This is a genomic window from Roseibium sp. MMSF_3412, from assembly GCF_030733265.1.
Taxonomy (GTDB): Bacteria; Pseudomonadota; Alphaproteobacteria; order Rhizobiales; family Stappiaceae; genus Roseibium.
The window spans coordinates 620,245-635,832 of record NZ_JASHJI010000001.1 but is presented as its reverse complement, the minus strand read 5'-3'; the positions used below and the strand labels follow the sequence as shown (position 1 = coordinate 635,832).

At 60.2% G+C, this 15,588-nt stretch carries 15 protein-coding genes; 7 read left to right on the top strand and 8 right to left on the bottom strand.

Features of this window, described 5'->3' with window-relative positions:
• Positions 1-177 precede the first annotated feature (177 nt).
• The 3 genes from RBB49_RS02860 to RBB49_RS02850 all read right to left on the bottom strand — a co-directional run bounded on the left by RBB49_RS02860 (position 178) and on the right by RBB49_RS02850 (position 2,058).
• Positions 178-633, bottom strand: coding sequence for an MAPEG family protein (locus RBB49_RS02860; RefSeq protein WP_306141149.1), 456 nt, complete (start codon positions 631-633; stop codon positions 178-180).
• Between the two features lie 47 nt (positions 634-680).
• Positions 681-1,064, bottom strand: a complete 384-nt coding sequence (locus RBB49_RS02855; RefSeq protein WP_306141148.1) for a VOC family protein — start codon at positions 1,062-1,064, stop codon at positions 681-683.
• A 124-nt stretch (positions 1,065-1,188) separates the two neighbouring features.
• Entirely contained in the window at positions 1,189-2,058 is an 870-nt protein-coding gene (locus tag RBB49_RS02850; RefSeq protein WP_306141147.1) for a LysR substrate-binding domain-containing protein, read from the bottom strand.
• Between the two features lie 111 nt (positions 2,059-2,169).
• Here RBB49_RS02850 and RBB49_RS02845 point away from each other — a divergent pair, with 111 nt between their 5' ends.
• Entirely contained in the window at positions 2,170-2,877 is a 708-nt protein-coding gene (locus tag RBB49_RS02845; protein ID WP_306141146.1) for an SDR family oxidoreductase, read from the top strand.
• 279 nt (positions 2,878-3,156) lie between these two features.
• On the opposite strand, the gene RBB49_RS02840 is transcribed toward RBB49_RS02845, so the two are convergent.
• Together RBB49_RS02840 and RBB49_RS02835 are read right to left on the bottom strand one after the other, a co-directional pair.
• Positions 3,157-4,428, bottom strand: a complete 1,272-nt coding sequence (locus RBB49_RS02840; RefSeq protein WP_306141145.1) for an RNA polymerase sigma factor — start codon at positions 4,426-4,428, stop codon at positions 3,157-3,159.
• The gene (locus RBB49_RS02835; protein ID WP_306141144.1) at positions 4,397-4,789 is read right to left on the bottom strand and encodes a YciI family protein; all 393 of its coding nucleotides are present in this window, start codon (positions 4,787-4,789) and stop codon (positions 4,397-4,399) included. Before RBB49_RS02835 ends, RBB49_RS02840 begins: the two co-directional genes overlap by 32 nt.
• Before the next feature lie 224 nt (positions 4,790-5,013).
• On the opposite strand from RBB49_RS02835, the gene RBB49_RS02830 reads away from it, so the two are divergent.
• From RBB49_RS02830 to RBB49_RS02810, 5 genes are all read left to right on the top strand, one after another.
• A complete protein-coding gene (locus RBB49_RS02830) occupies positions 5,014-6,942 on the top strand; it encodes a DUF3604 domain-containing protein (protein ID WP_306141143.1) in 1,929 nt (642 codons plus the stop codon).
• 127 nt (positions 6,943-7,069) lie between these two features.
• Positions 7,070-7,264, top strand: coding sequence for a hypothetical protein (locus RBB49_RS02825; RefSeq protein WP_306141142.1), 195 nt, complete (start codon positions 7,070-7,072; stop codon positions 7,262-7,264).
• Between the two features lie 105 nt (positions 7,265-7,369).
• Positions 7,370-8,437 carry a hypothetical protein gene (locus tag RBB49_RS02820; RefSeq protein ID WP_306141141.1) on the top strand — a complete coding sequence of 356 codons (1,068 nt, stop codon included), beginning with the start codon at positions 7,370-7,372 and terminating at the stop codon, positions 8,435-8,437.
• Between the two features lie 10 nt (positions 8,438-8,447).
• Complete coding sequence (locus RBB49_RS02815) at positions 8,448-9,287, top strand: peptidylprolyl isomerase (RefSeq protein WP_306141140.1); 840 nt, start codon at positions 8,448-8,450, stop codon at positions 9,285-9,287.
• Complete coding sequence (locus tag RBB49_RS02810) at positions 9,284-10,300, top strand: HupE/UreJ family protein (protein ID WP_306141139.1); 1,017 nt, start codon at positions 9,284-9,286, stop codon at positions 10,298-10,300. The genes RBB49_RS02815 and RBB49_RS02810 overlap by 4 nt, the downstream gene beginning before the upstream one ends.
• Before the next feature lie 21 nt (positions 10,301-10,321).
• On the opposite strand, the gene RBB49_RS02805 is transcribed toward RBB49_RS02810, so the two are convergent.
• The 3 genes from RBB49_RS02805 to RBB49_RS02795 all read right to left on the bottom strand — a co-directional run bounded on the left by RBB49_RS02805 (position 10,322) and on the right by RBB49_RS02795 (position 14,010).
• On the bottom strand, positions 10,322-11,716 hold the full coding sequence (locus RBB49_RS02805; protein WP_306141138.1) for an aspartate aminotransferase family protein: 1,395 nt from the start codon (positions 11,714-11,716) through the stop codon (positions 10,322-10,324).
• A 30-nt stretch (positions 11,717-11,746) separates the two neighbouring features.
• The gene (locus RBB49_RS02800) at positions 11,747-13,153 is read right to left on the bottom strand and encodes a glutamine synthetase family protein (RefSeq protein ID WP_306141137.1); all 1,407 of its coding nucleotides are present in this window, start codon (positions 13,151-13,153) and stop codon (positions 11,747-11,749) included.
• A gap of 143 nt (positions 13,154-13,296) precedes the next feature.
• Positions 13,297-14,010, bottom strand: coding sequence for a GntR family transcriptional regulator (locus RBB49_RS02795; RefSeq protein ID WP_306141136.1), 714 nt, complete (start codon positions 14,008-14,010; stop codon positions 13,297-13,299).
• Between the two features lie 165 nt (positions 14,011-14,175).
• Between RBB49_RS02795 and RBB49_RS02790 the strand changes: the two genes are divergently transcribed.
• Positions 14,176-15,564, top strand: coding sequence for a glutamine synthetase family protein (locus tag RBB49_RS02790; RefSeq protein WP_306141135.1), 1,389 nt, complete (start codon positions 14,176-14,178; stop codon positions 15,562-15,564).
• Positions 15,565-15,588 lie beyond the last annotated feature (24 nt).

The window sequence follows — 15,588 nt, the reverse complement described above, 5'->3', positions numbered from 1 at the left end:
CTGCAAGGAGCGAAAGCGCAGGAAATGTGCTTCATTTTCAAGCCTTTCGCGACGCTGCAGATGGCCAAAACGGCCAAATTCGAAGGACGGCAAAATGGCTTCATTTATGGGTCCGTACCCTAGGGCTGCCTCATCGCAGGTGGCCTGCCTGCCAACGCCTTTGCCGGCCCACTAAAGCTAGCCGCTGATGCCCGCAAGCTTGAGCAGCACGAAGCCCGGAAACAGGACGAGCGAGGACAGGGTCAACAGCATGCCGATCGCGCGCCCGATGCCGAAGCCCGTGGTGACAATGGTTGCATAGTGAACGAGACGTCCGAGCAGGAGCGCAGCACCCCCGGACCAGAGCAGCACATGCGGAGCACCGGCCAGTTCTGCGGCTGCCATCGCAAGCAATGCGATTGGAACCGTTTCGGTGAAGTTGCCATGCGCACGCATGCGCTGGAGCAGCACATTGTCTCCGCCATCCATGAACTGGACGTCGGTCTGCAGTCTTCGCAGGCCGACGGCAACCGTCATCGGGATCTGTATCAGGGCGAAGACGGCAACGAAAACAATGGTGACAGGGAGAGCGGAAATGATTTCCATGTTCTGGATCTTTCTGTTCGGGGTGTCGACAGGTCGGGCCGGGAGCATCTGCGACGAGACAGCTCCCGGCGGTTGAAAGACGCTATCGTCCGGCGTCAGCTCTCGGCCGGCGCTTCATAGGTGATGAGCGCGATGACACCGCCGACCGGATCGATCAGCGTTGCCATGCGTCCGACACCGGGAACGGTCATGGGTTCGCCGGCAATGGTTGCGCCCAGTGCCTTGGCCTTTTCAACGCGTGCGTCGACGTCATCGACCGTGACATAGGGCAACCAGCGCGGCGCTTCGGCTGCCATGGGAGGAAATCCGCCGATCTTGTCTTCGCCGTTTGCGATACCGGTGTAGGTCATGCCCGGCATTTCCATGTCTTCCAGACCCCAACCGAGGAGGCTCGTGTAAAACTCTTTTGCTTTTGTGCCGTCGCCGCTGTGAAGTTCCATCCAGCTGAATGCGCCGTGGGTTTGCATTGGATTGCTCATGTCTCTCATCCTCAGGTTCAATGATCTTCCTGGACGACCCAGGTGATCTGAGGACGCCGGAGACGTGTCATATCCGACAGGGGGCAGAAGTTTTTTCAAAAGGAGTTGGCGGAGCGTAGCGGCGTTACGAGGAGATCTCGTTCAGGAGCCAGTCGATCAACGCCGCAGAAGCGTTTTGATTGGCCGGTTTGGCGGAAGGCTGTAGCAACCAGAAACCCAGGTCCCGCTCGGTCTCGTCGTGCCAGACTTCTCGCAAGCGTCCGGTTCTCACGTCGGCACACCCGATCAGCCTGGGCGCGATTGCGACACCCTGACCGTTTGCGGCGGCGTCCAGGGCGAGCGATGTCTGATTGAACTGGAGGATCGGCTGAGGGCAGGGAACGCCATGCTCCGGCAAAAACTGCTCCCAGTATCTGTGTCCGTCCTGGATCAGCGGCAGGCGGATCAAGTCCGTCAGGGCCAGTGGCGCGCCGGGAGTCAGGTCGAGGACCGGGCTGCAATAGGCTGCCAGATCCATTGGTGCCAGGAGTTGAACGGCCAGATCCCGGTCACCTGGCCGTCTCCCCTGCCGGACCGCAATGTCGACATCCTGCGTTTGAAAATCCGTCAGGTGCTCGCTGGCAATGATCCTGACATCGACATCCGGGTTGGTCTCCATGAATTTCGGCAGACGCGGAACCAGCCACTTCGAGGCAAAAGAAGGAGGAAGGCTGATGGAAACCCTGTTAACGACAGGCAGCAGGTTTCTTGTGGCCTCGTTGATGATCGCAAGGCCTTTCGAGGTTTCGGAATGGTAGCGTTTGCCGGCCTCGGTAAAAGCCAGCCCGCGGGCTCTTCTTTCAAACAGAAGGAGACCGAGATCAGCTTCGAGGGCGCGAACAGCCTGAGCCACCGCGCCTTGCGTGAGATTGAGCTCTTCGGCGGCCAGCCGAAAATTCAAATGACGGGCGGCGGCGTCGAACATCCTGATATGTTGAAGTTTTGGCGAACGCATGGAATTCAAGCCAGTAATTTTTCTACAGTCTATCGGCATCGAATATGATTGGTCAAGGCGGCGCGGCGGGCTTAGCTTTCCGCCGAGTTTTGGTGAGTTGAGGAGTCGGTAATGACGGAAACAAAAGTGGCGATTGTGACGGCAGGCGGCAGCGGAATGGGGGCGGACAGCGCGCGCAAGCTGGCACAGGATGGGTTTCAGGTCGCAATTCTCTCGTCGTCTGGCAAGGGTGAGGCGCTTGCCGCCGAATTGGGCGGCATCGGCGTGTCCGGGTCCAATCAGTCCAACGACGATCTGAAACGGCTTGTGGATCTGACGCTGGAGCGATGGGGCAGGGTGGATGTGCTGGTCAACAGCGCAGGCCATGGTCCCAGAGCCCCCGTTCTCGATCTGAGCGATGAGGACTGGCACACGGGGCTGGACGTCTATTTCATGAATGTCGTTCGTCCGACGCGCCTTGTTGCCCCCGTCATGCAGACGCAGAAGACAGGGGCGATCATCAACATTTCCACCTTTGCCGCGTTCGAACCGGACCCGGTTTTCCCGACGTCGGGCGTCTTCCGCGCAGGTCTGGCGGCCTACACAAAGCTGTTTTCCGACAGATATGCCGCAGACAACATTCGCATGAACAACGTCCTGCCGGGCTTCATCGACAGTCTCCCGGAAAAAGAAGAGTTTCGCGCACGTATCCCCATGGGGCGCTACGGCCGGTCCTTTGACGAGATTGCATCGGTTGTCGCGTTTCTCGCATCGGATGGCGCCGGCTACATAACGGGTCAGAACATCCGTGTCGATGGCGGCATAACCCGCTCGGTCTAGGTGATGGACTCATAAATGAGGCCGAAATGGTTTGAGGTGGCTTGCTTCTCATCAAGGCGCGGAAGCGCAGGCAATGTGGTTCATTTTCAAGCCTTTCGCAACGCCGAGGAGGAGCAAGCCGGTCAAATCCGAAGGACATGGAAATGGCTTCACCCCGTGGCGCCAGCGTGCTTGACCGGGCAGGAAGCCCGCTCAGCGCACCCTTCCTAACGTGAATTCGCCATTTCGCATGCCATTTCAGTCTCATTTATGGGTCCATTACCTAGGGCAAGGCCTTTGTTACAGGTCCTGATCCTGGCCGCAATTGAGCTTTGCACCGAGGGTTTCAAGCTTTGAGCGGATATGCTTGCGTTCCACCTCGGTGCCCGCGTGGTCGAGCGCCAGTTCATAAGATTTCAACGCCGCTGAAGTCTGTCCCAGGTCCGACTGGAAGGCGGCTCTGGCGGCGTGGAAGCTTGCATATCGTTCAAGCGGAACCGCGAGCCCGCTCAGAAGGGCAAGTGCCGCTTCCGGACCTTTCAGTCTGGCGATGACGACCGCCCGGTTCAGCGACACGACAGGCGACGGACGGATGATTTCCAGGGCCCGGTAGAGCCGGTCCAGTTCCACCCAGTCGGTCTCCTCGTAGCTGGGCGCGTGCGCATGGGTTGCCGCGATGGCGGCCTCGACCTGCAGGGGGCCGGGCGTTCCCTTGCGCAGAGCCGCCTCGAGCAGAACGGTGCCTTCGGCAATGTTCCTGCGATCCCAGCCGGACCGGTCCTGCTGCTCAAGCGTGATGGCATCACCGTCCACGCAGACGCGAGTCTTGCGGCGCGAATGCTGAAGAAGACACAGGGCCAGAAGACCGCGCAGTTCCGGTTCCTCCGGGAACAGGCGAACAAGCAGGCGCGCCAGCCGGATTGCTTCCTCGCACAGGGTCAGCCGAATGAGCGAAGACCCCTGCGAGGCGGAGTAGCCCTCGTTGAACAGAAGATAGATTGCGTTGGCTACGGTTGAAAACCGCTCGGCGCGTCCTTTTGCATCCGGTTCCTCGTAGCGGAGTTTTGCAGCTTGCAGACGTTTTTTCGCACGTGTGATCCGCTGCTCCATCGTTTTGGGCTGTATGAGAAAAGCCCGCGCGATCTCGTCAACCGACAGTCCGGCAACGATCTTGAGGGCAAGGGCAATCTGCTGGTCCCGCCGCAAAACAGGGTGGCAGCAGGTGAACAGAAGCCGCAGCACGTCGTCCCGGTAGGCGGCGCGATCGAGCTTGACCGTCAATGCCTCTTCCGGGTGCGGTCCCTCATGCAGGGGTTCCAGGTCTTCCGGCGCTGTGAGGGTTTCGTGGCGCTTCTTCCGGAAGGCATCGATCGCGGCATTTCGGCCGGCAATGATCAGCCACGCGGTCGGATCCTTGGGAAGAGCGTCCCGCTGCCACGTTCTGTGTGCCTTGAGCGAGGCTTCCTGAAAGGCGTCTTCTGCAAGGTTGATATCGCCAAACGCCCGGTTCAGGGCGGCCAGCACACGCGGGCGGGCTGCCCTAAGATGCGTCGATAACCAGGCGTTCGGCATTGTTGAAATCGGCACCTTCGAAATATTCGACCGGACGCACCTCAACCCGCCCATATTCAAGAGGCAGCAGCTTCACCGTGTCGATGGCATCCTCGAGCGATGGGCAGTCAATCAGGTAAAACCCCATGAACTGCTCCTTGGTTTCCGCAAACGGGCCGTCGGTGACCAGGTAGTCGCCGCTTTCCTTGTTGACGGTCACGGCGGTTCCGGTCGACATCAGCTTGGTCGCGGCGGCAAAGGACTTGCTTGTCTTGGTGTGCTCGTGAAAGGCGCGGTGGTGGCGCATGATTTCGGCATGCTCCTCCGGTGAAACAGCATCCATGATATCTTCGCTGGCATAAATCAGCACGGAAAACAGCATCGTTTTGGTCTCCGGTTTACAGGATCGATGACCGAGGAACGTCCAGGCTTGAGCATATCCGACACTACAGAATAACAAAATTGTCCGGGAAGAGCTGACGGAGGCCAGGCGAGCCAAACTTAAAAAAAGCAATGTTACTCAATAACATCGCCAAAATTGGCAAGCTTCTCCTGCCACCTTGAATGTGCATTACTTTACGCAGCGTTCGTTGTGGGAGGACTTCAATGCGTACCGTGAGCCTTGCGATTCTGGCCTGTTTTTCCGTGGCATCAATGCCCGTAGCACAGGAATTCGACGTCAACGAGGACCAGCTGCAGGATGTTTACCCTGGCGAAGCCTATTCCCCTTATGCGGGGCGGAATTTTCCGGAGCATCCGCTGTGGGGCGACACCCATCTGCACACCGGCCAGTCCATGGATGCGGGCGGGTTTGGCGCGCGATTAACGCAGGAACAGGCCTGGCGCTTCGCGCGCGGCGAGGAAATCACGGCCTCATCGGGTCAGCCGGTGCGCCTTTACCGTCCGCTGGACTGGCTCGTCATAACGGAACACTCCGACGGAATGGGCCTGATCACCGATATTCTGGATGCGGCGCCCGGGGTAACCAAGTACGAGCAAGGGCGAAAATGGTCGGAAGGCTACCGGGCCGGAGGTCAGGAGGCGGTGGCCGCAACCATCGACCTGATCACGCAATTCAGCCAGGGACAGGTCAATCCGGACCTCTTCGCCCAGTATCAGCCGGGCGCGCGGCGCTTCGCGTCGATCTGGTCGGACAATGTCAGAACCGCCGATGCGTTCAATGAGCCGGGACGCTTCACGGCGCTGATCGGTTTCGAGTGGACCTCGCTCGACAAGGGCAACAACCTGCACCGCAACGTGATTTTCCGGGACGGCTCCGAAAGGGCCGGGCAGGTCGTTCCCTTCACCATGACGCCGCCGTTCGGAAGCCCCGATCCGCTCGATCTCTACGAGTGGATGCAGACCTACGAGGAAAAGACCAACGGTGCGGTGCTTGCGCTGGCACATAACGGCAACCTCTCCAATGGCGTCATGTTCCCGATGGACAAGCAGTTTACGGGCAAGGCCTTGGATCAGAACTACGTCGAGCAACGCGCCAAGTGGGAGCCGCTCTACGAAATCACCCAGATAAAGGGCGATGGTGAGGCCCACCCGTTCCTGTCTCCCAACGACGAGTTCGCGGACTACTACAACTGGGATGCCGGCAATCTGGATCTGACCACTGCCAAGACCAATGACATGCTTGCAGGCGAATACGCGCGCGAAGCGCTCAAGAACGGGTTTCTGCTGGAAGAAAAATTCGGCACAAACCCATATAAATTCGGCTTTTCCGGTGCAACCGACAGTCACACGGGACTGGCGACCTTCGAGGAGGAAAACTTCTTCGGCAAGCACACCGGATACGAACCCTCTGCAGAACGTCTGACACATCCGTTTGTGAAGACAGAAAACGGCGAGCTGTTCGCCTGGCAGATGGTATCTTCCGGTATCACCGGTGTCTGGGCGGAGGAAAACACGCGCGAATCCATTTTCGACGCGATGCAGCGCAAGGAGGTCTATGCAACCACCGGCCCGCGCATCATGGTGCGGCTGTTCGGCGGCTGGGAATTCACCGATCAGGACATGCAGACGCGCAATCCGGCCTTGCTCGGCTACCGCAAGGGCGTGCCGATGGGTGGTGACCTGATGCCGAAACCGGACGCGACCGAGGCACCGTCTTTCATGGTCTACGCGTTGCGGGATGCGGTCGGGGCGAACCTTGACCGTATCCAGATCGTCAAGGGCTGGCTGGACGCTGACGGCAACACCCAGGAGAAGGTCTACGACGTCGCCTGGTCCGATGACCGCCAGCCCGGAGGCGATGGCAAGCTGCCGCCCGTCGGCAATACCGTTGACGTGGCGAGCGCAAGCTGGACCAACACGATCGGAGCATCGGAACTGGCGACCATCTGGACCGACCCGGATTTCGATCCGGCAGAGCGCGCCTTCTATTATGCGCGTGTCCTGGAGATCCCGACACCGCCCTGGTACGTCTACGATGCCTTCCGCTACGGGGTGGACATTCCCGAAGGCGCACCGACGGCGCAGCAGGAACGGGCCTACACCTCACCGATCTGGTTCTCGCCGGACAGCTGATCATGAGGGTCTCCAATCAGGACTGCCTTGAAGCATGTCGTTGCGGCAGGTTGTACCCGGTTTATGATGGAGCCGGCGGGGCAGTCATTGCCTTGCCGTTCCCGGCCACGGACAAAAGGGGCTCCGCATGAAACTCAAAGACACGATTTTCCCGATGATCATGCTGCTTGCGCTATTCGGCATGATCGTGATGGCGTTCAATCTGCCGGTCGGAATGGGGACGAAGCAGCTCGGCGTCCTCGTGTTCGGCGCGATCCTCGTTTTCGGGGTTTTCAATCTGGCGCTGGTGGTTCTGGACAGCGTGAAGAAAAAGGGCCAGTGAGACTGCCTGCCCGGGAAGGTGACCTGCATGCGCGACGCGACCTCGCGACCTAGTCCGCTCAGGCGGCTGCAAAAGTGTTTGCACAGAACCGTTTTGAGCGGCAGCGTGGCGCTCGGGTCAGCTTCCGTCGCGCTCTTCTCCAGCGCCGAGGCCTGCTCCTTTCACAACTACGTGCCAGCCCGGACAGCAGTGGACTGGGTGTTGACCGGACGGGCCGCCGTTCTCGCACGGCCCGACCCTGAAAACGGGTTCTCCTACGCCGTTGCGAAGGTCTTGCGGGGCAACGGGGAGATAGATCCGCCACCATTCCTGATCGACAGCGCCACACGCAGAAAACTCGTTCAAAACCGGAAAGACGCTGTTCTGTTCGGCGTGCGCGAAAACGGATCGTGGATCCGGGTTGCCTACGTGAATGGCGACTACCGGCGGGCGCTCGAGGATGTTGTTGCGAATGCGCCTGAATGGAGCAAGGAAGACTACCATCCGGACCGGTTTGGGCAGTTTGTCAGATATCTCGGACATCCCGACCCCGAGTTGAGCAAGCTGGCATTGCTGGAGATTGATCGCGCGCCCTATGCGCTCCTGAGCCAGCTGAAGACAGACGTTTCGGTGAGCTACCTGACAGAAAGACTTCGCTCCCGCGACGCATACGCCTATCGCCCAATCCTTGCGCTCCTCCTGGGGTTGAACCGGTCTGCAGAAGCGCAAGCCCTGGTCAACAACTACATCGACCGCGCCATGGACTGGGAGTGGGCGGAGCATCTGGGTCCGTTCGCGACGGCGCTGATAGAACAGCAAGGGGAAAACGGGATCGCCAGGCTCGAGGCTTTTCTGAGCGACCCGGGACAGCCGCTGGAAAAACTGGAGTCGATCGTCGAAGCGCTGGCGATACATCATGGTGTCGGTTCTCCTTCCATCCGGGACAAGATTTTCAATGTCCTGACGGCCTTCGCAGGCAATCGGCCAGGCGGATCGGTTCTGATCGCGCGGCAGTTTTCTCAGCGGCAAAACTGGGCGTTCGGTGCCAGCCTTGAGCCGCTGCTTAAGGCTGGCAGCACCCTTAACTCGGGCAACAAGCTGGTTGTGGCGGCCTATGTTGCGCAGTCCCGCGTGAACCACGGGCAAACGGAACCGGCGAAGCCGCCGGGGCAACGAGACAGATCGAAGTATTGAAAGTTCAGCGATGTCCGGTACTCGTCGGTTTTTCAGTCAGCCCCTGCTTCACTTTCTGCTGCTCGGCGCTCTCATCTTCGCCGTTTACGGTCTTGTTGCACCGGGCTCGGAGACCGAGCAAGAACAGTCGGGCGAAGACATCGTCGTGACGCAGCAGCAGCTCGATCGGCTGATCGAGGAATACCGCGCCACATGGCAGCGCGCGCCGGACCCGGACGAGATCGAGGCGCTCATCGACGGTTATGTACGTGAGGAAATTCTCGTTCGCGAAGCGCTGCGACTTGGACTGAACCAGGGAGACACGGTCATCCGCCGCCGCCTTGCCCAGAAGATGGATTTTCTGGCGACATCCGCGGCCCGGTCTCAGCAACCGACGGAACAGGACCTTGCCGCCTTCTACGCGGACAACGAGCCCTATTACCGCCGGCCCGGGCGGATCGCCTTTGAGCAGGTTTTTCTTGGCCCGACCGCTGATGAGGAACTGGTTGAAGAACTCCTGGCGAACCTTCAAAAGGGAGGAAACGCGGAACAGTTGGGCAAACGGACGCTGTTGCCGTTCCGGATGCGCCTGTCTGAAAAAGCGCGGATCGACGCCCTCTTCGGCGAGGGCGCCTTTGAAAAGATCGAAGCGTTGCCGCTAAACGAGTGGCAGGGACCTGTCAAATCCGGATACGGCGCGCATCTGGTTCGCGTGACGGAGTACCAGCCTTCGGAAGTGCTTGGGTTCGAACTTGTCAGGGAAGATGTTGTGACCGACTGGACCCAGAAGAGAGCCCAGGAGATCAGGGCGGACGCGCTTGAAGCCATGCGGCAGCGATACCGCATTGTTCTGCCGGAGGCGACGCAATGATCCGGCAGGTCTGTCTGGCCTTTGTCCTCTTGTGCGCAGCCTTCAGCGGTCACAACGCAGCTCACGGCCATGCCCTCCAGCCCGGTTACGCGTCGCTGGAACAGGTGGGAGAGAACACTTGGCAGGTCTATTGGCGCAAGCCGGATGTCTCCGGACGGCCCATGCCGATTGATCTGTCGCTTCCCGCCGGATGTGCCCCGCAAACCGGGCCTCTGCCGACCGCGCGGGAAGGTGCCTGGGAAGCATCATGGACCGCGGTTTGCAACGGCCTTCTCCCGGGCGGCACCGTATCCATTCCGGGGCTGGAGAAAACCCGGACGGATGTGCTTGTTCGGATTTCGCCCCTGGAAAGCACGACGGTCTCGCTTCGCCTGACCGCCGCCGAGCCAAGCGCGATTGTGCCCCTGAATCCCGGACCGCTGGATGTCTTTACCGCCTATGTCGGCCTCGGCTTCGAACACATTCTTGAGGGATGGGATCATTTGATGTTCGTGTTCGCGCTGCTGGTGCTTATCCGCGACTTCTGGCGGCTGGTGGGCGCGGTGACCGCGTTCACCGTCGCGCACAGCCTCACGCTTGCGGCGGCGACGTTCGGCTGGGTTACATTGCCGCCTGCGCCGGTGGAGGCCGTGATCGCCCTGTCGATCGTCTTCCTGGCAAGCGAAATCGCGCTCAGCGGGGACGGTCGGGTCCGGCTTTCCCAGTCGGCACCCTGGCTGGTGACCTTCGCCTTCGGGCTCCTGCACGGCCTCGGGTTTGCGGGTGCCCTGAAGGAAATCGGATTGCCGCAGTCGGACATTCCGCTTGCGCTACTCGCTTTCAATGTCGGCGTGGAAGCAGGACAGCTCGCCTTTGTTGTCGCAGCACTTGCAGTGCTGGCCGTGGTGTCAAAGCTGCTGACGAAAGCACCCCTGCTCGCCTACCGGCCCGTCAGCCTCTGCATGGCCTACGCGATCGGCAGTCTTTCCAGCTTCTGGCTGATCGAGCGGATCATCTCCTTCGGTACGGCGTGATCCTGCAGCTGCACAGCCGGCTCAGGAGAGCCAGCCATCCTTTTTCAGCGTCTGATACGTATCGTCCAGCGTCTTTTCCGCCGTCTTGACGAGGAAGTCGGCTTCTTCGTGGCTGAGCACCAGCGGCGGCGAGATGATCATGCTGTCCCGGACGGCACGCATGACCATGCCGTTCTGGAACGAGATATCGCGGCAGATCGTGCCGACCGTGCCGACGTCTGGGAACGCTTTTTTCAGATCATCCTTGTTGGGCACGAGTTCCAGCGCCCCCATCAGGCCGGTCATGCGGGCTTCGCCGACAAGCGGGTGATCGCCGAGCGTGCGCCAGCGCTCCTGCAGATAGGGTCCGATATCGGACTTGACCCGGTCCACCAGGCTTTCCCGTTCGATGATCTCCAGATTGGCAAGTGCGGCCGCCGCACAGACGGGATGACCGGAATAGGTGTAGCCGTGATTGAAATCGTCGCCCGCATTCATCAGACCGTCCGCCACGCGGTCGGAAACAAGCACGCCGCCCATCGGCAGGTAACCCGACGTCAGCCCCTTCGCAATGGGCATCAGGTCAGGCTTCATGCCGAAATAGCTGGAGCCGAACCATTCACCGAGACGTCCGAAGCCGCAAATGACTTCGTCGGAGACAAACAGGATCTCGCGCTCGTCAAGGATACGGCGCACTTCCGGCCAGTAGGTCTCTGGCGGAATGATGACCCCGCCCGCACCCTGGATCGGTTCGGCAATGAAGGCGGCGATATTGTCTTCGCCGATTTCGTCGATCGCTTGTTCCAGCTTGCGTGCCGCATGAAGCCCGAATTCCTCCGGGCTCATATCCTGGCCTTCGCCGAACCAGTAGGGCTGGTCGATGTGGTGGACGCCCGCCACCGGCAGATCGCCCTGGGAATGCATGGCCTTCATGCCGCCCAGGCTCGTACCGGCAAGGGTTGATCCGTGATAGCCGTTCCAACGGCCGATGATGACCTTCTTGTCCGGCTTGCCCATCTTGTCCCAGTAGGTGCGAACCATCCGGAAAACCGTATCGTTGGCTTCCGAACCTGATGAACAGTAAAAGACGGTGTTGATGTGATCGGGGGCAAGCTTCGCCAGCTTCTCCGAGAGCGCGATTGCCGGCGGGTGGGTCGTCTTGAAGAAGGTGTTGTAATAGGCAAGCTCGTTCATCTGCCGATAGACGGCGTCGGCGATTTCGGTCCGGCCATGACCGACCTGGACGCACCAGAGGCCCGCCATTCCGTCGAGGATTTTCTTGCCGTCCGAATCCGTGATCCAGACGCCATCGGCCGACGTGACGATGCGGCTTCCCTCGGCATTAAGGGACTTCATGTCCGAAAACGGATGCCAGTGATGGGCGGCATCGATCTCCTGCAGGGCCTTTGTCGGGTAGATGTTGGAATGGGCCGTCATGGCATGAACTCCGGGAAAAGGGGGAACGGATCAGACGTTGAGCAGGAGATATTCCCGCTCCCAGGCACTGATCACGGACATGAAGGTTTCGAATTCTTCGTATTTGATGGCGCGGTAGGTGGCGACGAATTGCTCGCCGAACACCTCGATCATCTCGTCGGAATTTTCGAACTGGGCAACCGCCTCCGGCAAGCCGCGTGGCAGCGACTTGGCAAGCTCGGTGCAGTCGTCGCTGCGGGGCGCATCCGGCTTCAGTTCGTTGACGATGCCGAGATAGCCGCAGGCAAGGCTCGCCGCGATCGAAAGATAGGGATTGGCATCGGACCCCGGAATGCGGTTCTCAAGCCGCCGTGCCTCCGGGCTGGAATAGGGCACACGCAGGCCCACCGTCCTGTTGTCATAGCCCCAGTAGACATTCACCGGCGATGTCGATGTCTTGGAAAAGCGCCGGTACGAGTTCACGAACGGCGCCATGATGCAGGTCACCTTGGGCAGGTAGACCTGATGCCCGGCGATGAAGGAGAGAAATGCCGGCGTTTCTTCACCGTTCTCGCCCGCAAAGATGTTCTGCCCGGTTTCCCGGGCGATGACGGACTGGTGGATATGCATTGCAGAGCCGGGCTGATGCGACATCGGCTTGGACATGAAGGTTGCATACATGTCGTGCCTGAGCGCGGCTTCGCGGATCGTTCGCTTGAACAGGAAGACCTGATCCGCAAGGGCGAGCGGATTGCCGTGGCGCAGGTTGATTTCCATCTGCGCTGCGCCTTCCTCGTGGATGAGGGTATCGATCTCCAGACCCTGTTGTTCGGAGAGGTCGTAAATATCGTCGATGAGTTCGTCGAATTCGTTCAGGGCGGAAATGGAATAGGACTGGCGGCCGACCTCCGGACGGCCCGAGCGGCCTGTCGGCGGTTCGAGCGGGTAGTCCGGATCGGTGTTGGGCCGCACCAGGTAGAATTCGATTTCAGGTGCGATGACCGGTTTCCATCCCTTGTCATCATAGAGTTTCAAAATGCGTTTCAGAACGTTACGGGGGGCGGTCTCGACCGGTGCACCCTGGCGCGTGTAGGCGTCATGGATGAGCTGGGCGGTCGGATCGCTCTCCCACGGCACCGATGTCAGAGTGCTGTAATCCGCCCGGAAATAGAGATCGCCATCGGTCGGATTGTGCTGGAAGCGCTCGTCATCGTCCGGATAGTCGCCGGAGATCGTCTGCGCGAAGATGGAGGCGGGCATTGTCATCACGGGCCCGGAGAAGAATTTCTCCACCGGCATCATCTTGCCACGTGCGACCCCGGCAAGGTCGGGGACGATGCATTCGATGTCCTCGATGTTGCGGGCATGCAGCCACTCGCGCGCGGCATCGCCGTCGGGAACACCGCGCAAGCTGTCGGCTGCGTTGGGACGGGTGCTGGTCGGCGTCTGATCACTCACGGGAGGCTCCGGGGTCTTGTCAAAGTCAGGCAGGTCGGTCTGGGTCGGGTCTTTCGCATCGGCAAAGCGGACGTTGGCTGTGGTCTGAGTCGCACCGCTGCCGCAATTTTGTGATCACAAAATGACACGGTCTGCAGGCCGGATCAACCACCTGGCGTGTTCTTGAGGATTTCCTTGCCGAGAAGCCCCATGCCATCGGTGATGTCACCGGAGATGGCGGCCCGCAGCGCCGGCGCGTCAGTCTGCTCGATCGCGCGAATGGCCTCCTTGTGCTGATCCACGAGATTGACCGTTCCAACGCGCCCGTAGACCGTACGCATGAACGGTGCGAACTGAAGCCAGAGACTGTCGATGAGCGGCAGCAGGACCTGTGAGCCGGACGCTGCATAAATATGGAAGTGGAAGGCGTGGTTGAGCTGCATGTAAGCTTCCGCGTCGCCGCTGACAATGCAGCTGTCAATCTCGTCGTCGATCACGGTCAGTGTCTTGATGTCCTGCCTGGTAAGGCTGCGCAACGCGCGTTCCGCCAGTTCCGGCTCCAGCAAAAGCCTGGCTTTCAGGACTTCGTCAAACCGTTCCGGCGTCATGTCCGGCACCTGGACCCGGCCATTGCTTTTCACTTCCAGTGCGTTTTCGGCAGCAAGCCTTTGAAGCACTTCGCGCACCGGCATCGGGCTGACGCCGAGTTCCGAGGCAAGGCCGCGTATCGTCACGGCCTTTCCTGGAATGAACCGGCCGGTCAGGAGCCCCGAACGGATCGCGGCATCGACCTGTCCACGCGTTGCCCCGCGCGTCGTCGGCGTTGCGGCGCCGTTGCCTGCCGGCCTGTTTGTCCGTTCGGAATTCCGGGCAGCCAACGGGGTCTCCCAACCATTACAAATTCTCAACACATGCGATCTGCCTTGACAGGTCTTTCAGAAAGTGATCACATTTTTTAAAAGGACGCAAACGAAAGCTGAGAGCCGGGCAACAGGGATGTGCCGGGCGGCTTTGCCTGAACGCAGGGGCGATTGGCACTCTAGATGAACGAACTACCCCACCAGATTCTGGAACATCCGGCCGAGCCCGGGTGGAAGGTGGATTTTGACGCCTTTCTGGCCGAACATTCCGATCTCGACACGCTTGAAGTGGTTCTGCCCGACACCAATGGTGTCCTTCGCGGCAAGTGGCTGCCGGGCAAGGCGCTGAAAAAGGTCTTCGAGCAGGGCGTTGCCTTTCCCTATTCCCTCTTCGGCCTCGATGTCTGGGGACGGGAAGTGGAGGCGACCGGTATGCACCTGGAAACGGGCGACAAGGACGGTGTCTGCTGGCCCATTCCCGAGACCCTAAAACTGGTGCCCTGGACGGAGCGCAAGACCGCGCAGGTGCTGTTGTCGATGTATGACAGGGACGGAGAACCGTTTCTGGCGGACCCGCGCCACGTTCTTGAAAACATGGTCGAGCGGTTGAAATCCGAATTCGGGGTGACGGCAACCTGCGCCTTCGAGCTGGAATTCTATCTGTTCGAGGAAAGCGACGGAGACTGGACCGAGCAGCCCAAGCCTCTGTTCTCGACCCATCTCGGTCCGGCGCGCCAGAACATGTATGCGCTGTCCGACCTGGAAGCGCTGCTGCCGGTGGTCGATGATCTGCGCAAGGCCTGCGAAGCGCAGGGCATTCCGGCCGATGCCGCGGTTTCGGAAGCCGCGCCCGGCCAGTTTGAGCTGAACCTGCATCACCGCCGCAACCCGCTATTGGCCGCCGATGACGTCGTGCTGCTCCGCCGGCTCGTCGCCGGCGTTGCCCGCAAGCATGAACTCAAGGCGTCCTTCATGGCCAAGCCCTTCGTCGAATGGCCGGGCAACGGCATGCATGTGCATGTCTCCATGGAAGACGGGAACGGCAATCTGTTCGCGGACCCGGACAAGGGGCCGGAACGGCTCGGCCACGCCATCAACGGCTTGCTGAAGACCATGCCCGAGGCGCTTCTGCTGTTCATATCGACCTTCAACGGCTTCCGCCGGATGCAGCCGGGATCCTATGCACCGGCCTCGATCTGCTGGGGCTATGACAACAGGTCCGTCGCGCTGCGAGTGCCTGCTTCCAGTCCGGAAGCCGCACGGGTGGAACACCGCATCGCCGGTGCGGATGCCAATCCTTATCTCGTGCTCACGGGCATTCTGGCGGGAATGCTGGAAGGCCTGGAGCAGCAAAAGGACCCGCCGGCGCCGGTGACGGGAAATGCCTATGAAAAACGCAAAAAACGCCTGACACCGTGGATGGATGAGGCCATCGACGCCTTCGAGGCTTCGAAACTGATGAAAAGGGCCGTGGGGGCCGAAATGCACAAGGTGCTGACGGAAATCAAACGGGAGGAACTGAACGAATTCGGGCGGGAGATATCCTCGCTTGAACGTCAAACCTATCTTTGATGCAACCTGTGCCCAAAATCGACG

What these genes read in the sequence shown, in the direction of transcription:
- RBB49_RS02845 (WP_306141146.1), top strand. Translation starts at nt 2,170, where the DNA reads ATGACGGAAACAAAAGTGGCGATTGTGACGGCAGGCGGCAGCGGAATG.
- RBB49_RS02825 (WP_306141142.1), top strand. Translation starts at nt 7,070, where the DNA reads ATGAAACTCAAAGACACGATTTTCCCGATGATCATGCTGCTTGCGCTA.
- RBB49_RS02860 (WP_306141149.1), bottom strand. Translation starts at nt 633, where the DNA reads ATGCTCCCGGCCCGACCTGTCGACACCCCGAACAGAAAGATCCAGAAC.
- RBB49_RS02850 (WP_306141147.1), bottom strand. Translation starts at nt 2,058, where the DNA reads ATGCGTTCGCCAAAACTTCAACATATCAGGATGTTCGACGCCGCCGCC.
- RBB49_RS02840 (WP_306141145.1), bottom strand. Translation starts at nt 4,428, where the DNA reads ATGCCGAACGCCTGGTTATCGACGCATCTTAGGGCAGCCCGCCCGCGT.
- RBB49_RS02815 (WP_306141140.1), top strand. Translation starts at nt 8,448, where the DNA reads ATGTCCGGTACTCGTCGGTTTTTCAGTCAGCCCCTGCTTCACTTTCTG.
- RBB49_RS02835 (WP_306141144.1), bottom strand. Translation starts at nt 4,789, where the DNA reads ATGCTGTTTTCCGTGCTGATTTATGCCAGCGAAGATATCATGGATGCT.
- RBB49_RS02790 (WP_306141135.1), top strand. Translation starts at nt 14,176, where the DNA reads ATGAACGAACTACCCCACCAGATTCTGGAACATCCGGCCGAGCCCGGG.
- RBB49_RS02830 (WP_306141143.1), top strand. Translation starts at nt 5,014, where the DNA reads ATGCGTACCGTGAGCCTTGCGATTCTGGCCTGTTTTTCCGTGGCATCA.
- RBB49_RS02805 (WP_306141138.1), bottom strand. Translation starts at nt 11,716, where the DNA reads ATGACGGCCCATTCCAACATCTACCCGACAAAGGCCCTGCAGGAGATC.
- RBB49_RS02855 (WP_306141148.1), bottom strand. Translation starts at nt 1,064, where the DNA reads ATGAGCAATCCAATGCAAACCCACGGCGCATTCAGCTGGATGGAACTT.
- RBB49_RS02810 (WP_306141139.1), top strand. Translation starts at nt 9,284, where the DNA reads ATGATCCGGCAGGTCTGTCTGGCCTTTGTCCTCTTGTGCGCAGCCTTC.